Origin of the sequence: Amycolatopsis sp. NPDC059235, from assembly GCF_042754125.1 — a bacterium.
GTDB classification, from domain to species: Bacteria; Actinomycetota; Actinomycetes; order Mycobacteriales; family Pseudonocardiaceae; genus Amycolatopsis; species Amycolatopsis albidoflava.
Genome location: NZ_JBHZAG010000005.1, coordinates 99,813 through 116,531, shown reverse-complemented (window position 1 = coordinate 116,531; position 16,719 = coordinate 99,813). Strand labels below are relative to the sequence as shown.

Below are 16,719 nucleotides of genomic sequence, written 5' to 3'. Positions count from 1 at the left end.
AACCGGAGCCTGCAGTCCGTTACGATACGGACTGCAGACTCCGGTTGTCCAGCGCGGCGGAGTCGCCGATTAGTGGCGACGGAGGCGGTGCAGCAGTTCTTGGGCGGCGGGGCTGTCGCAGGCTTCCGCCCAGCCTTCGGGGGTGCTGTCCCAGAGGGCGTCGCGGGCGGTGAGGTCGGCGCCGGCGTTCGCGAGGATTTCGATGACATCCAGTCGGTTGCTCTGGGCGGCCAGGTGCAGTGCCGTGACGCCGACGCCGTGGCGTGGGCCGCCGAAGGTGGCGACGTGGTTGACGTTCGCGCCGAGCGACAGCAGGGTCTCAGTTGCCGCTGAGTGGCCACATGCCGCTGCCCACGTGAGGGCGGTGCCGCGGTAGACGTCGGCGTCCAGGTTCGCGCCGCGTGAGGTCAGGGTGCGTAGTGCGGCTACTTGGTTGCTGCGGGCGGCCCAGGACAGCGACTCATCGAGGATTTCTGTCGGGTCGTTTGTTGGCTGCCAGAAGGGAAAACCGCTGTGTGGGCGGTAGAACTCACGGTGCGCGCCGGCGGCTGGGGAAAGAGTCCCCTGTGGACTGACGAGTTCATCCAGCAGTGCGTCGTCGCCGAGACCGGCTGCGACGCGAAGGTTGTGAGGGGACCGTTCGTGCGTTGCCAGTTTTTCGGCAACAGCGCGATTTCCCCAAAATAGGGCCACAATGAGCGGGGTTCCGCCGTCGCCGCGGCCTGAAACGGCCAAGGGTGCGCCAGCGTTGATCAAGAGGTCGGCGATCAGTGGTAAATTGCTGTAGGCGGCTTGGTGGAGGGCAGTCCATCCATGTGCGTTGGCTCGCGCGGGGTCGGCGCCGTGAGCGAGAAGGATGCGGACGAGGCGTTCGTCGTGGGTCGCGGACGCCATGCCGAGGAGATCGTTTCCGTTGGTGCCTCGGGCGTGAGCCAGGTGCGGTGCTTCGGCGAGCAGCGTTGACAAGCCGTCCAGGTCTCGGGCTTCTACCAGTTGATAGGCCCGGGCGAACGGTTCGCCGTTTTTCGGCAAATCCTCGACATGGGCCTTTAACGCCCGCCAGGTTGGGAAGCCGTGCTCCTGGGCGATGACGGTGAGTGCGCCGGTGCGGGTCAGCGGTTGGTCGTGGCGGTCGAAGGCGGCGCGGGCGGCTGGGGTGCCGTCTTCGGCTGAGGCGAGGAGGCCGAGGGCGCGGCCTCGGTAGTACTCGACGTCCTGGTGGTACGCGTGCTGGATGTCCGGGCCGTGCTCGGCGATTCGGCGGACGTACGCCTGAAGCTGCGGCCAACTGGGGAATCCGTAGCGGCGAGCGAGCCGGAACTGCGCTTCCGACAGTGCGACCGAGTCGGCGCGGGCGAGTTCCTTTGCCTGTTTGCGGAGTTGGCCGAGGTCAGGGTTGGCGGGCAAGGCCGTCATCAGGGAGTCCTTCCTTCCCTTGCGCGCCCCGTGGTCCGCCGGCACCGGGCAGGGAAGTAAGGAAAGCTCGGCAACTCGTAGTACGGGGGTGGGCTCGGCCCTTTCCGCGGACAGGACGCGGCCCCTGCCGCGCGAGAACCACTGTAACTCAAAAGGGTCAATGTCCGCCGGTGATGACGCTGACCGCGATGCCGAGTGTGGCCGTGTTGTACATGAACGACAGCACGCTGTGCGCGAGCACCAGAGAACGGATCGACGTCGTCCGCGTTTCGACGTCCGAAACCGCGAAGCTCGTTCCGATGGTGAACGCGAAGTAGGTGAAATCGGCGAGTGTGGGGCGTTCGGTTTCGGGGAAGCGGAAGTGCTGCGTCGGGAGGCTGTCGTAGTAGGTCTGTGCGTAGCGTTCCGCGTAGCCGAAGTGCAGAATCGCCCAGGCCAGCAAGACCGCCGGGACGCCGACGATTTTCGCGTCGGTCGGGTCGATGCCGGTCGTTTCCGGCAGCACGATCGACAGTCCGCCGGTGACTCCGACGAGGCTGGTCAACAGAGTGAACAGCAATCCGAGCCGCCGGCCGAGCACGCCTTTCAGCCATCGGGCGTCGGTGTGGTCGATTTTCCGGCTACGGGACACTCGCGCGATGCGGATGCCGAGGTAGATCAGCGCGAGCAAATCCCAGGAGAGAAGGGGGAGGACGTTGTCGTCCTTGACGAGGGTGACGATCCCCAGTGCCAGCAGGACGAGTTCGACCATCCGGGACGCGGCGAGGGCGAGTTTCGTGAACACCGGCGGCTCCCGGGGCGAACGCGGGCGAGGCGTCTGGCGAAGATAACAGCGGGGTTGTGGCCGCTGGGCGGCGAAACGGTGCTCGCGAGGTCGCCTGTTCAGGGGAAGTTCCGTGTTCGCGGGGGATGTCTCCGGTAAAGATGGCGGGGATAGCTCCGGTAAAGGCGGAGATGTCGGTACGGCGGAGGTGGGCGGTTTCGCCGCTCAGTGGCGAATCGGTGGTGAACTGGGTTTTTCCGCGGTTGGCGGTCCGGCGTCGGCAACGGCGGGGCGGTCCGTTGCCGAATTTTGGCGAGACGCCGGCGGGCAGGCCGGGGTCGGGGTGGGGCTTTCGGGAAAACCTCTCGAAAGCCCCACCGGGAATCAGGGCACCAGCGACGCGAGGCGACGCCAGCCGTCGAGCGGAATCTCCGGTCCGGCACCGAGGACCTGGACGCAGACGTGGTCCGCGCCGGCGTCGAGGTGCGCGCGGATTCGATCGGCGACGTCCTGCGCGCCGCGGTGGGCCACGATCGCGTCGACGAGGCGGTCGCTGCCGCCGTCGGCCAGGTCTTCCTCGGGGTAGCCGAGGCGGCGCAGATTCGCTCGTTGGTGTGGGGCCAGCCGCACGTAGGTCGCGACGTGTTCGCGGGCGATTCGCCGTGCCCGCACGGGATCCGGGTCGAGGACGACGGCTTGTTCGGCGGCTAGGTAGGCGTCGGGTCCCATCGTCTCCCGGGCGGACGCTGTGTGCTCCGGAGGGATGAAATACGTGTGGGCGCCGTCGGCCTGGGTGGCCGCTAGTTTCAGCATTTTCGGTCCGAGGGCGGCCAGCAGCCGACGCGGCCGAGTATTAGAGGCGCCATCGGCGGGGAAGTCCAGGTCTGCCGCGTCCATGGCGTCGAGGTAGTCCTGCATCGCACTGCCTCCGCCGCCAGGCCGATGTCCGCCGAGCCCGAGCGTGAACCGACCCGGATACGCCTCGGCCAACGTGCGTCCAGCAGCTTCTGCGGCCGCTGCCGATCGTTCGGAGAAGCGCGCGATTCCGGTTGCCACAGGCAACGTTGTCGTCGCCTCGAGCAGCAACGCCGCCTGGGTGAACGCCTCCCGGCCGCGGTACTCGCCGAACCACAGCGCGGCGAAACCCAGCGACTCGATCTCACCTGCAGCTGCGCGTACTTCGCCGATTTCCTTGCCGTCAAAGGTGAACGTCCAGATCCCTACGGTCATCGCGTCCGGCCTTCCACGCTGGTGGTCGGCTTTGCGAATACATCCACAACAGACTCCAAGAAGTTCCTGGCCGCGCAAGCGCGGCGTCGATCCCGGCGCAGCCGGCTGGTCGTCCACTGAGGACGCACCACACAACCAGAGGCTGCCTCCGGTTACTATACGGAGGAACCCTCCGATTTGTCACGGGATAAGCTCGGGCCCGAGATGACCGACGCCAAGCCGATGCGCGCGGACGCCCGCCGCAACTACGAACGCCTGCTGACCGAAGCGAGGCGCGCCTTCGCCGAACGCGGCGTCGACGCCTCGCTGGAGGACGTCGCCCGCAGCGCCGGCGTCGGGATCGGCACCCTCTACCGCCACTTCCCGACCAGGGAAGACCTGGTCGAGACGCTGCTGCGGGAGCGGTTCGACACTCAAGCGGAAAAAGCGCGCGAACTGCTCCTCGCCGAAGATCCGCTCAAAGCTCTGTACGCGTGGCTCGTCGGCTTCGGCGAAACCTCCGCCGTTTACCGTGGGCTTACCGAAATGCTGGCCGACGCCTTCGACGATCCCGAGTCGCGGCTGCACGCCTCCTGCGCCGCGATGCGCGACGCGGCGTCCCAACTAGTGGACAGGGCGCAGGCGGCCGGCGTTTTCCGCAATGACGTGACCGTCCAAGAGCTGCTTTTGCTGCTGCACGGCGCTTCCTGGGCCGGATCCCACCTGCCGGGCGAAGGCGGTACAGAGCGCCTGATGGCGCTTGTCTTCACCGGATTACAAACAAGTGAACAGCGGGGGCAGCGGGCTGTCAGCGCACCGCGTTAAACTCCCGCGAGTCCGGGCACAACGACGTGCGCCGCGAGAGAGCGTCCTCGATTTCGTGACCAGATAGTGGGAGCCGCATCGTGACCAAGCCCAGCAAACCCGTAGTCCTCATCGCGGAGAAGCTCGCGCCCTCCGTGCTGAGTGTGTTCGGTGAAGAGGTAGAGGTCCGGCACGTGGACGGCACCGACCGTCCCGCTCTGCTCGAGGCGGTGAAGAGCGCCGACGCGCTCTTGGTCCGATCCGCCACCAAGGTCGACGCCGAGGTGCTCGGGGCGACCACTCAGCTGAAGGTCGTCGCCCGCGCGGGCGTCGGCCTGGACAACGTCGAGGTCCCGGCGGCCACCGAGCGCGGCGTGCTCGTGGTGAACGCGCCGACGTCGAACATCGTCTCCGCCGCCGAGCACGCGGTCGCGCTGCTGCTCGCGGTCGCCCGCCGCGTTCCCGCCGCCGACCAGAGCCTGCGCGGCGGCGAGTGGAAGCGCAGCTCGTTCTCCGGCGTCGAGATCAACGGCAAGACGGTCGGCGTCGTCGGGCTCGGCAAGATCGGCCAGCTGTTCGCCCAGCGCCTCGCCGCGTTCGGGGCCAAGCTCATCGCGTACGACCCCTACGTGTCGGCCGCGCGCGCCGCGCAGCTGGGCATCGAGCTGGTCACCCTCGACGAGCTGCTGGAGCGCGCCGACGCGATCTCCATCCACCTGCCGAAGACGCCGGAGACCAAGGGCCTCATCGACGCCGAGGCGCTCAAGAAGACCAAGCCCGGCGTGATCATCGTCAACGCCGCCCGCGGCGGTCTCATCGTCGAGGAGGCGCTGGCCGATTCGGTGCGCAGCGGCCACGTCGGCGGCGCGGGCATCGACGTGTTCGTCACCGAGCCGACCACCGAGAGCCCGCTGTTCAACCTGCCGAACGTCGTCGTCACGCCGCACCTCGGCGCGTCCACCGCCGAGGCGCAGGACCGCGCGGGCACGGACGTGGCGCGTTCGGTGCTGCTGGCGCTGCGCGGCGACTTCGTGCCGGACGCGGTCAACGTGTCCGGCGGCGGCGCGGTCGGCGAGCACGTGCGGCCGTACCTGTCGCTCACCCAGAAGCTCGGCCAGGTGCTGACCGCGCTGAACCCGAAGGCCCCGACCTCGCTGACCGTCGAGGTCAAGGGCGAGATCTCCAGCGAGGACACCGCGGTGCTGAAGCTGGCGGCGCTGCGCGGGCTGTTCGCGGGCGTGGTCGAGGACCAGGTCACCTTCGTGAACGCGCCGCGGCTGGCCGAGGAGCTCGGCGTGCAGGCGGAGCTGGTTTCCGAGTCGGAGAGCCCGAAGTTCCGCAGCCTGGTCACCCTTCGCGCGGTGCACGGCGACGGCGCGACGCTCACCGTGTCCGGTTCGGTCACCGGCAAGGACGAGGTCGAGAAGATCGTCGAGGTCAAGGGCCGTCACTTCGACCTCCGCGCCGAGGGCGACGTCCTGGTCATCGAGTACCCGGACCGTCCCGGCGTCATGGGCCGCGTCGGCACGCTGCTCGGCGAGGCGGGCATCAACATCGAGGCCGCGCAGATCAGCCAGAGCACCGACGGTTCGGACTCGATCATGCTGCTGCGCGTCGACCGGCACGTGGACGCCAACGTGCTCGAGCCGATCGGTGCCACCGTCGGCGCGCACACCATCCGCGCCGTCGACTTCAGCTAGTCCCGATTCCGCGCAACGGCCCCTTTCCCGGACTCCGGGAGAGGGGCCGTTCCGTATGTTCGGCCGGACCGGCAACATTCGGGTAACGGAGCTTTTTCCGCACGAAAGTAGGGGTTTCGGACAGCTAGGTTCTTGCCGCGAGGCTGAACCACGCGCCGTGAGAGCACGGTGCGGCGCCGGTGCTCACCGTCGGGGGTGCGAATGGGGAGCGCGGGCAGGTTCGTGATCCGGGCCTCGAGAAGGGGTTACTCACATGAGCAGAACCCGGTTGCCCGGGTGGGCTGCCCGCTCGGTGGTCGTGGGTTCCGCGGTGGTGCTGGCGGCGGCCGTCGCCATTCCCGCCGCGTCCGCGCAGAGCGCGCCGCTGGCCGAGCCGGTCGCTCCGGCGAAGGTCGACGCGAGCAAGGTCCAGGGCAAGCTTTCGCCCCGGCTGAGCGCGGCGCAGGGGCAGATCACCGCGTTTGTCGAGCTGGCCAAGAAACCCGCGGTGGACGCGTTCAAGGAGGAGCAGGGCAAGGGCAAGGAGAAGGCCAAGCAGGCGGCGAAGGCGGCTAAGGCCGACGTCGCCGCGGCAGTCAGCTCCGTCGTGGGACAGTTGCGGGCCGCGGACGCGGGCACGAAGCTGGTCACGCAGACGGCCAACGCGGTGCCTGGCGCGGTCGTCACCGCTGACGCGGCCAAGATCCGCGAGCTCGCGGAACGGCCGGACGTCGTCTCGGTGCGCACGGTCGTGCCGAAGAACCGGGCCAACGCCAGCGCCGAACAGCTCACCAACACGCTTGCCAGCTGGCAGAAAACCGGCAAGTTCGGCGACAACATCCGCGTCGGCGTGATCGACGACGGCATCGACTACACCCACGCCGACTTCGGCGGCCCCGGCACGCCCGAGGCGTACAAGGCGGTCGACCGGGCGAAGCCGTCGCCGTTGTTCCCGAGCGCCAAGGTGGTCGGCGGCACCGACCTCGTCGGCGACGACTACGACTCGGCGGGCAAGACCGGATCGCCGACGCCGAAACCGGACCCCAACCCGATCGCGTGCGGCGAGCACGGCACGCACGTCGCGGGCACGATCGGCGGCTTCGGCGTGAACGCCGACGGCAGCACGTTCACCGGCGACTACAAGAAGCTGAACAAGAAGACGCTCGACGCCATGCGGATCGGGCCGGGCACCGCGCCGAAGGCGTTGCTGTACGCGATCAAGGTGTTCGGCTGCAAGGGTTCCACGAACGTCACGTCGCAGGCGCTGGACTGGGCGCTCGACCCGGACGGCGACGGCGACTTCACCGACCACCTCGACGTCGTGAACCTGTCGCTGGGCAGCGATTTCGGCGCGCCGGACGACCCGGACTCGCTGTTCGTGCGCAAGCTCGCGCAGAACAACGTGCTGCCGGTGATCTCGGCGGGCAACGGCGGCGACATCAACGACATCGCCGGTTCGCCGGGCAACACGCCGGAAGCGCTCACCGTGGCCAGCAGCCGCGACGCGGGCGAACTGCGGGACGCGATCGAGGTCAAGACGCCGACCGCCGGACAGCAGCCGGGCCAGTACAGCCAGGAATACACCGGCTACGACACGCTCGACCTCACCGCGCCGGTGGTGCCGATTTCGGCGGGCAACAACGCCGGTTGCGCCGCCTATTCGGCTGAGGACAAGGCAAAGGTCGCGGGCAAGATCGCCTGGCTGGAGTGGGACGACAACGACGCGACGCGTCCGTGCGGTTCCGCGGCGCGGGCCAACAACGCGCAGGCCGCGGGTGCCAAGGGCGTGCTGCTTTCGTCCACTGTGGAGCATTTCGGCGCGGGTATCGCGGGCAACGCGGCGGTTCCGATGTTCCAGCTCACCGGCAAGGCCACCCAGGCCGCGCGGGCGGGCTTGACCGCGGGCACGCTCACCGTTCGGCTCTACGGCGCCGGGCGGACGACGCTGCAGACCTACGACCAGTCCATCGTGGACACTCCCAGCTCGTTCACCTCGCGCGGCGGACGCGGTCCGTCGGTGAAGCCGGACCTCGCCGCGCCTGGCGACACGATCACGTCGGCGTTCCGCGGCAGCGGCAACGAGCGTCTGGTCATCTCGGGCACGTCGATGGCCGCGCCGCACACGTCGGGCATCACGGCGCTGGTCCGCCAGGCGCATCCGGACTGGAGTGTCGAAGAGGTCAAGGCCGACGTCGTGGGCACCGCGGTGCACGACATCACCGACGGAGCCGGCCACACGTACGGCCCGCAGCGCGTCGGCGCCGGCCGGATCGACGCGAAAGCCGCGCTGGACAACCAGGTTCTCGCGTACGTGCAGGACGACCCGGGCGCGGTCAGCGTCACGTTCGGCACGGTCGAGGCGGCTGGCCCGGTCACCTTGAGCAAGACGATCAAGGTGGTCAACAAGGGCGTCAAGGCGGCTGAGTATTCGGTGGGCTACGAGGCGGTCAACAACCTGCCCGGTGTCGAGTACACAGTGGACAAGAGCTCGGTGAAGCTGAACCCACGCGGCGTCGCGACGGTGAAGGTGACGCTGAAGATCACCGACCCGAAGGCGCTGCGCAAGGTTCTCGACCCGACCATGGCGGCTTCGCAGGCCGGGCTCGCCCGGCAGTTCGTGGCCGACGCTTCGGGCCGGGTCGCGTTCACCCCGAAGAACGGCGCGACCGTTCCGCTGCGGGTGGCCGTGTACTCGTCGCCGAAGCCGGTTTCGGCGATCACCACCCCGGGCGGCGTCCGCTTCGGCGCGAACGCTGACCAGGCGGTGCTGAACCTCGCGGGCAAGGGCATCGACCAGGGCAGCGGTTCCCAGCGGTACCGCTCGCTGATCAGCGTGCTCGAACTGCAGGCCGAATCGCCGCAGCTGCCGGAATGCGACTCGCACGTCACGTCCGACTGCACCCTCAACCGCACCGCGAAGGGCGGCGACCTGCGCTACATCGGCGCGGCGTCGACGGCCCCGCTCGCCAAGGCGCAGGGGGAGCCGCAGAACGCGACGCTGGCGTTCGGGATCACGACCTGGAGCGATTTCGCGAACCTCGGCAGCAACACGGTGCCGTTCGTGGACATCGACACCAACGGCGACGGCAAGCCGGACTTCGAAACCTTCGTGACGAAGGCGACGGGGTCGGACGTGCTGCTCGTCAACACGGTGTCGCTGACCAAGCCGGGCAACCCGTCGGTGGACCTGCAGGCGATCAACGGGCAGCTCGGCGACGTCGACACCAACGTGTTCGACTCGAACGTGATGGTGCTGCCGGTCCGCATCGCCGCGCTCGGCATCGACCCGAACGAGGCGTCACACAGGATCAGCTACACGGTCGGCACCGCCGGGTACTACGTCGCGCCGGGTACCTCGAACGGGTTGATCGACCAGGTCAGCACTCCGCTGTCGTTCGACGCGCTCGCGCCGGCGTACTCGGTCCAGGGCGGCGGCGACGCGGCGCTGGGCTATGTCGCCAAACCGGGCACGGCTCTGGTGGTCAACCGCAACAAGGACTCCGTCGCCGGGGACAAGGCGAAGGGCCTGCTGGCGATCGAGCACCACAACGAGACCGGGCAGCGCGCCTCGGTCGTGCGGATCGAATCGGAGCTGCCTCGCGGCTGACCTGGTTCACCCTTTGAGGGGAACTTGAGGTGAGGCGCGGAAGCGGCCGCATCGCGGGACGCGGGGGCTTGCCAAGGCTGTCCGGCCTGGGCAAGCCCCCGTTTCCGTTCGCCCGAACGGGTGTCTCACCCTGTGGGAGGATGCGGCATAAGGGTGGTGCGGCTACGGCACCTTGTCTACGGCCGGTAACCTTCCGCTGCTGGCGTTTTTGTGCGAATGGGCCATCGGTGCGCCCGGTGGCCTGGGCTACGGAGGTGTGTGGATGCGGCTCGCGGTGATCCCAGGGGACGGGATCGGGCCCGAGGTGGTCTCCGAGGCGCTCAAGGTGCTCGGTGAGGTAGCACCGGCGGCGGAGATCACGAACTACGACCTCGGCGCCTCGCGGTGGCACGCCACCGGGGAGCTGCTCCCGGAGTCGGTGCTGGGCGAACTGCGCCAGCACGACGCGATCCTGCTCGGCGCGGTCGGCGACCCGACAGTGCCCAGCGGAATCCTCGAGCGCGGCCTGCTGCTGCGGCTGCGGTTCGAACTCGACCACCACGTGAACCTGCGCCCGGCGCGGCTGTACCCCGGGGTGCGCGGCCCGCTGGCCGACGCCGGGGACGTCGACATGGTCGTGGTGCGCGAAGGCACCGAAGGCCCGTACGCGGGCAACGGCGGTCTGCTGCGCAAGGACACCGAGCACGAGATCGCCACCGAGGTCAGCGTCAACACGGCCTTCGGCGTGCGGCGCGTGGTCGCGGACGCGTTCAACCGCGCCGAAGAGCGTCCGCGCAAGCACCTCACGCTCGTCCACAAGACCAACGTGCTGGAGCACGCCGGTTCGTTGTGGTCGCGGATCGTCGAAGAGGTTTCGCTCGAGCACCCGGACGTCACCGTCGCGTACTCGCACGTGGACGCCGCCACGATCCACCTGGTCACCGACCCGTCGCGGTTCGACGTGATGGTCACCGACAACCTCTTCGGCGACATCATCACCGACCTCGCGGCCGCGGTGACCGGCGGCATCGGCCTCGCGGCCAGCGGGAACCTCGACATCACACGCCGGAACCCGAGCATGTTCGAGCCGGTGCACGGCAGCGCGCCGGACATCGCCGGCCAGGGTCTCGCCGACCCGACCGCCGCGGTGCTGTCGGTGTCGCTCCTACTGGACCACCTTGGCCAGAAGGAAGCGGCTCGGCGCATCGAGGCTTCGGTGGCCTTCGATCTCGCCACGCGCGACCAGTCGTCGCCCGGCGCGACCCAGGCGATCGGCGACCGCCTCGCGGCGCTGGTCTCGTCGAACGCCCGTCAGGCCGGCTAGACCCCGTCCTGAGTTTTTCGGACCCCCGCCGCGGAAGCCGGTCGAAATCCGGCGCTGACCCGCAACGGTAGGCCTTCGGCTCCTGTTTTTCAGGAGCCGAAGGCGAGCCCGATACCGGCGGAGGTTCCTCGAACCTCGTCCCCTCCCGTCGTGGTCTGCGGGAGACGACACTCCCGCCGCCGGCGGCTGCCGTCTTTTGCGGGCCCAATGTCTCGATTGGGTCGTCGCCGGTGGTGTCTTCTTCTTCGCCTTCGCCTGATGAACGTTCAGCTGGTCCTGGTCCTGTGCTTGGTGGGGCTGGGGATTCGCCAGTTTGTGGCGACGGTGGTTCTGGTGGGGTTTCGCCGCCTGCCGCCGGTGGGGATTCTTCAGCGGTTTTCGAGGGTGGCCCTCTTTCGCCGTTGAGCGGCGAGGGTGTTTCGGTTCCGTCTGGCGATGGTCCGCCGACGGATGCTTCCAATGGTTCAGGCTCTTCTCCCGGTGGTGGGGAGGACGCTTTCGGCCGTTCGCCATCTCGCGGCGACGGCGTTCCGGATGTTTTGCCGCTGAACGGCGACGGTGCGTCGGCTCGTTCGAGTTCGCGTGACGGCGATGCCGCGGATCATTCGCTGTCTAGCGGTGATAGCTGGTCGGCCAGGTCCGGTTCGCGGGCTGGTAGCGCGTCGAGTGTTTCGCCGCCTCGTGGCGACGGTGCGTCGGATGATTCGAGTTCAAGCGGTGGCGGCACGGATGGTTCTCCGTCTGGCGGCGACGGTGCCTTGGACGGTTCAGGTCCGCGCGGTGACGGTGCCGCAGACGTTTCGCCGCTGAACGGCGAAAGTGGTTCAAGCGTTTCGCCATCCAGCGGCAATGGCGGTGCGTCCGACCTAAGCCGAGCTGACGGCGCGGCGGCAGGGGAGGATTCGCCATTTCGCGGCAACGCGGCGCACCGCAGCGGCGAAGTGCCGATCGACCAGCCGCGGGTCGACGATTCGGTCGGGTCTGGGCCGACGGGTTCCGGCGCTCGCGTCATCTCGCCGCTGAACGACCAAGCCGCGCGTGAAAGTACCGTTTCGCCGCGGGTCGGCAAATCCAGCAGTCAGCGGGTCGCGTCGCCATTGAGTGGCGAATCCCAGGTCGGGGCAGTTGCCCTTCAACGGCGACGGCCGTTGACGCCGGTGCTTCTCGGGCTCGGCGTGGTGTTGCTCGGGTCGATTGTCATCGCTGTCGGGATCGGGACGGTGACGGTGCCGGTCACGCATACGTGGGCCTTTCTCCGCGCGGGGTTGTTCGGCGGGACGATCAGTCCGGACGAGGTCGGGCAGTACCGGATCATCTGGGATCTTCGGCTTCCTCGCGTTCTGCTCGCGGTGGTCGTCGGCGCTGGGTTGTCGACGGTCGGCGTCGCGATTCAAGCCATGGTGCGCAACGCGCTCGCCGAGCCGTATGTGCTGGGGATTTCCTCTGGTGCCTCCGTCGGGGCGACAGCGGTGACGTTGTTCGGAGTTTTCGCGTCACTCGGGATCTATGCGTTGTCGGTCGGGGCGTTCGTGGCAGCGCTCGCCGCGACTTTGATCGTCTATCTCGTCGCCCGTACGCGGCAAGGGCTCACCCCGCTGCGTCTGGTGCTCACCGGAACGACGTTGTCCTACGGGTTTTTCGCGATCACCACGGTGATCGTCTTCCAAGCGCCGAACGGAGAGGCGGCGCGGTCGGCGCTGTTCTGGCTTCTCGGCAGTCTCGCCGGCGCGAACTGGGGCACCTTGCCGATCGCCGCGATCGTGGTGGTCGGCGGGGTTTTGTTGCTGCTGGCGCTGGCCGGTCGGCTCAACGCACTCGCGATGGGCGACGAAGCGGCGACGACGCTCGGCGTCGACGTCGGGAAGCTGCGGATCCTCCTGTTCATCGTTTGCGCTGCCATGACTGGGGTTTTGGTCGCGGTGAGCGGAGCGATCGGATTTGTCGGCCTGATCCTTCCGCACCTGGTGCGGCTGGTCGTCGGCGCTGATCATCGTCGGGTCCTCGCGGTCGCGCCGCTCGCCGGTGCGGTTTTCCTGGTGTGGGTGGACGTCGCGGCGCGGGTGCTCGCCGCACCCGAGGAGTTGCCGATCGGGGTGCTTACCGCGGCGGTCGGGGTACCGGCATTCCTGCTCTTGATGCGCCGTCGCGCATACGTGTTCGGAGGCGCGTGAATGGACCTCTCGCTCAATGGCGTCAGCGTGACCGCGGCTGGTCGCAAGCTGGTCGACGACGTGACCCTCGAAGCTCGGCAAGGCCACTTCGTCGGACTGCTCGGTCCGAACGGCAGCGGAAAGTCGACGACTCTGCGGGCCGTCTGCCAAGTGCTCAAGCCGTCCGCCGGAGCGGTCCTTGTCGACGGCCAGCCGGTGGACGGCATGGCACCCCGAAAGCGCGCACGCGCGATCGCCGCGGTCGCGCAGGAATCGCACGCGGAGTTCGACTTCACCGTCGCCGAAGTGGTGGCGATGGGGCGCATGCCGCATCACGGCCTGCTCGACCGCATGAGCGCGGCCGACCATCAGCTGTGCGCCGCCGCGCTGGATCAGGTCGGCTTGGCGGACCTGGCCGACCGCGGCGTGCTCACCTTGTCCGGCGGCGAACGGCAACGCGTGCTGATCGCGCGCGCCCTCGCACAGCAGCCACGGCTCCTGGTGCTCGACGAGCCGACCAACCATCTCGACATCCGGCACCAGCTCGAGGTCCTGGCACTCGCTCGTGCCAGCGGGCCGACCGTGCTGGCCGCGCTCCACGACTTGAACCTGGCCGCAGCTATGTGCGACGTGGTGCACGTGCTGAACCACGGCCGCCTCGTCGCGAGCGGAACCCCGGCCGAGGTGCTCACGCCTGCTTTGCTCGCCGACGTGTTCGGGGTGCGCGGCCATGTGGTGCCACATCCCGCTACGGGGCGTCCGCAGTTGTTGTTCGACCGGCTCGAGTCCCAGGAGGACAGTCATGCGTAGGACAGTCGCGGTGATCGTGACGGTCGCCCTCGTCGCCACCGGGTGCGGCGCTCAAGTGTCCGAAGGGGGCGGTGGCGCGCCCCCGGCCGGGTTTCCCGTGACGGTGACCAACTGCGGTTCGTCGTTGACCGTGTCCAAACCTCCTTCTCGGGTCGTGACGAATGACATCGGCATCACCGAGCTGATGTTCGCGCTCGGCCTGGGCGACCGGATGGCCGGCTACGTGGTCGACAAAGGACAGTCCAGCGGGGTGGCATCGTCGCCCTGGAAAGCCGATTTCGCCAAGGTGCCCAAGCTCGCCGAGAAGATCAACCGCGAGGTGGTGCAGGGCGCGGGAGCGGACCTCGTGTTCGCGGGCTGGAACTACGGCTTCTCGGAAGCAACCGGGTTCACCCCGGATTCCCTGGGGAAGCTGGGCATCTCCAGCTACTTGCTCACCGAGTCCTGCCGCAACGGCAATGGCAAGCAGCGAGGCATCATGCGACCGCTCGACGCGCTGTACACAGATGTGCGCAATGTGGGGAAAATGTTCGGAATCAGTGATCGTGCAGAACGTTTGATCGAAGAGTACCGCGCTCGGGTCGCCGCTGTCACGAACGCGGTGCCGGCCGGACGGCCGAAGCCCAAGGTTTTCCTCTACGACGACGGCCGTGACCAGCCATTCACCTCCGGGCGAAACGCGGGCCCGGACGAAATCATCACCAAATCGGGTGGTGCCAACATCTTCGCGGACCTCAACGACAGCTGGATGAGCGTCAGCTGGGAAGCCGTGATCCAGCGTGCGCCGGACGTCATCCTCATCAACGACTACGGCGGCGAGGTCGGCAGCGTGGCCGACAAGGAGAACTTCCTCCGTTCGCGCCCCGGCCTGCGCGACATCCCGGCGGTCAAGGAAGGGCGCTTCTTCGCGCTGCCGTACGCGGCTTTGGTGGAGGGGCCGCGAAATGCGGCCGCCGTCGAAGAATTCGGTCGCTACCTGGCGAAGCTGCCTGGCTGACGGCTCTCAGAAGGTGGGAAGCTTCGCCCGGCGTTTGGAAGCCGGGCGAAGCTGTGGCATGATGGCCGACATGACCGCCCTCTCCATCATTATTGCCTTGCGCGCCGGATAGACGCTCCACAAGAGCTACCGGCGCGCAACCTCTCGCACCCATGCGGGAGGTTTTTTTGTTGCCTGGACCAGGTTCTGCCCCGCCACAAGGAGAACACCGTGACCCGCACGGAACCCGCCGGCACGCCGCTCGGCGATGCCTTCCACCTCTACGACACCACCTTGCGCGACGGTGCTCAGCGCGAGGGAATCACCTACTCCGTCACGGACAAGCTGGCCGTTGCGCGGCTGTTGGACGAGCTGGGTGTCGGGTTCATCGAGGGCGGCTGGCCGGGTGCGCTGCCGAAGGACACGGAGTTCTTTTCCCGTGCGACAAAGGGAGAATTGCCGCTCAAGCACGCTGCGCTCGTCGCGTTCGGATCCACGCGCAAGGCGGGAACGACGGCCGACAAAGACCCGCAGGTCCGTGCGCTTCTGGATTCGGAGGCTCCGGTCATCACATTGGTGGCTAAATCGGACCTTCGGCACATCGAGCGGGCGCTGCGAGTCGACGTCGACGAGGCGTGTGCGATGGTGCGGGACACGGTCGCGTTCCTCGTCGGCGAAGGACGTCGAGTTTTCCTTGACGCGGAACACTTTTTCGACGGCTACGCCTTCTCTCCCGAAACTTCGCTGCGGGTGCTCGACGCGGCGGCGCACGCGGGCGCGGACGTTCTCGTGCTGTGCGACACCAACGGCGGCCAGCTGCCGTTAGGACTTGCTGAAACCGTAGGCAAGATCAGGGAAAAGACCGGATTCCGGCTCGGAATCCATTGCCAGGATGACACTTCCTGTGCTGTGGCGAACTCCGTCGCCGCGGTACAGGCCGGCGCGACGCACGTGCAGTGCACCGCGAACGGCTACGGCGAACGGGCAGGCAACGCCGACCTGTTCGCCGTAACGGGAAACCTCGTGACCAAGCTCGGAATGGAGGTCCTCCCGACCGGAGGCGCCGCCGAGCTCACTCGCGTCTCCCATGCTTTGGCCGAAATCGCCAACCTCGCACCCGACACCCACCAGGCCTACGTCGGGTCGTCCGCTTTCGCCCACAAGGCGGGGCTGCACGCGAGCGCGATCAAGGTGGATCCGTTGTTGTACAACCACATCGATCCGTCTTCTGTCGGCAACGGCATGCGAGTACTGGTCACGGAGATGGCCGGCAGGGCCAGTCTCGAGCTCAAGGGACGTGAACTCGGGGTCGACCTTGCCGGCCGGCCTGACGCACTCACGAACGCGGTGCGGAAGGTGAAGGCGCTCGAATCGGAAGGCTGGTCGTTCGAGGCGGCCGACGCTTCGCTGGGGTTGTTGCTGCGCCGCGAGGTCGAGGAGGTTTCCGGCGAGAAGTCGGATCCGCCGCCGTTCGAGCTGGAGTCGTATCGGGTGGTGCTGGACCACCGTCCGGACGGCGAGGTTGTTTCCGAGGCGACGGTGAAGGTGCACGTCGCGGGCGAGCGGGTGATCGCCACGGCGGAAGGGAACGGCCCGGTGCATGCGCTCGACGCGGCGCTGCGCCAGGCGTTGAGTCCGTATCTGTCCTGGTTGGACAGCATGGAGCTGGCCGATTACAAGGTGCGGATCCTGCCGTCGAACCCCGGTACGGACGCTGTCACGCGGGTGCTTCTTGAAACTAGTGACCGCGAACACGAATGGACGACGGTGGGGGTGCACGGCAGCATCGTCGAGGCGAGCTGGCTGGCGTTGTGCGACGCGTTGGTGCACAAGAGCCTGACGGTCGCGTCGGGGCGGGAGCAGGCGGCGGCTGAGCTGGGGGTGGCCGCTGTGGGCGGGTGAATCTGGCCTGCGGGTCTCGCTGGGACCCTTTGCGCACTTGGTGTCCTTCGTGTGGTGGGTATTGCGGCTCACAGTTGGGTCTATTGGCGACCGTTCGTGG

11 protein-coding genes and 1 riboswitch are annotated in these 16,719 nt (G+C 68.0%); of the genes, 8 read left to right on the top strand and 3 right to left on the bottom strand.

Annotation, left to right across the window (positions count from 1 at the left end):
* Positions 1-69: 69 nt before the first annotated feature.
* The 3 genes from ACFXI3_RS05235 to ACFXI3_RS05225 form a co-directional block, all read right to left on the bottom strand.
* The gene (locus ACFXI3_RS05235) at positions 70-1,416 is read right to left on the bottom strand and encodes an ankyrin repeat domain-containing protein (protein ID WP_378398175.1); all 1,347 of its coding nucleotides are present in this window, start codon (positions 1,414-1,416) and stop codon (positions 70-72) included.
* 157 nt (positions 1,417-1,573) lie between these two features.
* Complete coding sequence (locus tag ACFXI3_RS05230) at positions 1,574-2,200, bottom strand: DUF1345 domain-containing protein (RefSeq protein ID WP_378398173.1); 627 nt, start codon at positions 2,198-2,200, stop codon at positions 1,574-1,576.
* A 363-nt stretch (positions 2,201-2,563) separates the two neighbouring features.
* Entirely contained in the window at positions 2,564-3,409 is an 846-nt protein-coding gene (locus tag ACFXI3_RS05225) for a TIGR03620 family F420-dependent LLM class oxidoreductase (RefSeq protein WP_378398172.1), read from the bottom strand.
* A gap of 204 nt (positions 3,410-3,613) precedes the next feature.
* On the opposite strand from ACFXI3_RS05225, the gene ACFXI3_RS05220 reads away from it, so the two are divergent.
* From ACFXI3_RS05220 to cimA, 8 genes are all read left to right on the top strand, one after another.
* Positions 3,614-4,213 (top strand): TetR/AcrR family transcriptional regulator, encoded by a 600-nt coding sequence (locus ACFXI3_RS05220; protein ID WP_378398171.1) that lies wholly within the window; start codon positions 3,614-3,616, stop codon positions 4,211-4,213.
* An 80-nt stretch (positions 4,214-4,293) separates the two neighbouring features.
* Entirely contained in the window at positions 4,294-5,892 is a 1,599-nt protein-coding gene (gene serA / locus ACFXI3_RS05215) for a phosphoglycerate dehydrogenase (RefSeq protein WP_344285605.1), read from the top strand.
* A gap of 253 nt (positions 5,893-6,145) precedes the next feature.
* On the top strand, positions 6,146-9,478 hold the full coding sequence (locus tag ACFXI3_RS05210; RefSeq protein WP_378398170.1) for a S8 family serine peptidase: 3,333 nt from the start codon (positions 6,146-6,148) through the stop codon (positions 9,476-9,478).
* 262 nt (positions 9,479-9,740) lie between these two features.
* Positions 9,741-10,781 carry a 3-isopropylmalate dehydrogenase gene (locus tag ACFXI3_RS05205; RefSeq protein ID WP_037811756.1) on the top strand — a complete coding sequence of 347 codons (1,041 nt, stop codon included), beginning with the start codon at positions 9,741-9,743 and terminating at the stop codon, positions 10,779-10,781.
* Positions 10,768-10,919, top strand: a riboswitch (cobalamin riboswitch). (Overlaps the previous gene by 14 nt.)
* A 1,010-nt stretch (positions 10,920-11,929) precedes the next feature.
* The gene (locus ACFXI3_RS05200) at positions 11,930-12,952 is read left to right on the top strand and encodes a FecCD family ABC transporter permease (RefSeq protein ID WP_378398169.1); all 1,023 of its coding nucleotides are present in this window, start codon (positions 11,930-11,932) and stop codon (positions 12,950-12,952) included.
* A complete protein-coding gene (locus tag ACFXI3_RS05195) occupies positions 12,953-13,741 on the top strand; it encodes an ABC transporter ATP-binding protein (RefSeq protein WP_378398168.1) in 789 nt (262 codons plus the stop codon).
* Positions 13,734-14,738: an ABC transporter substrate-binding protein gene (locus tag ACFXI3_RS05190; RefSeq protein WP_378398167.1), complete on the top strand. Its 1,005-nt coding sequence runs from the start codon at positions 13,734-13,736 to the stop codon at positions 14,736-14,738. Before ACFXI3_RS05195 ends, ACFXI3_RS05190 begins: the two co-directional genes overlap by 8 nt.
* A 210-nt stretch (positions 14,739-14,948) precedes the next feature.
* The gene (cimA, locus tag ACFXI3_RS05185; RefSeq protein WP_378398166.1) at positions 14,949-16,619 is read left to right on the top strand and encodes a citramalate synthase; all 1,671 of its coding nucleotides are present in this window, start codon (positions 14,949-14,951) and stop codon (positions 16,617-16,619) included.
* Positions 16,620-16,719 lie beyond the last annotated feature (100 nt).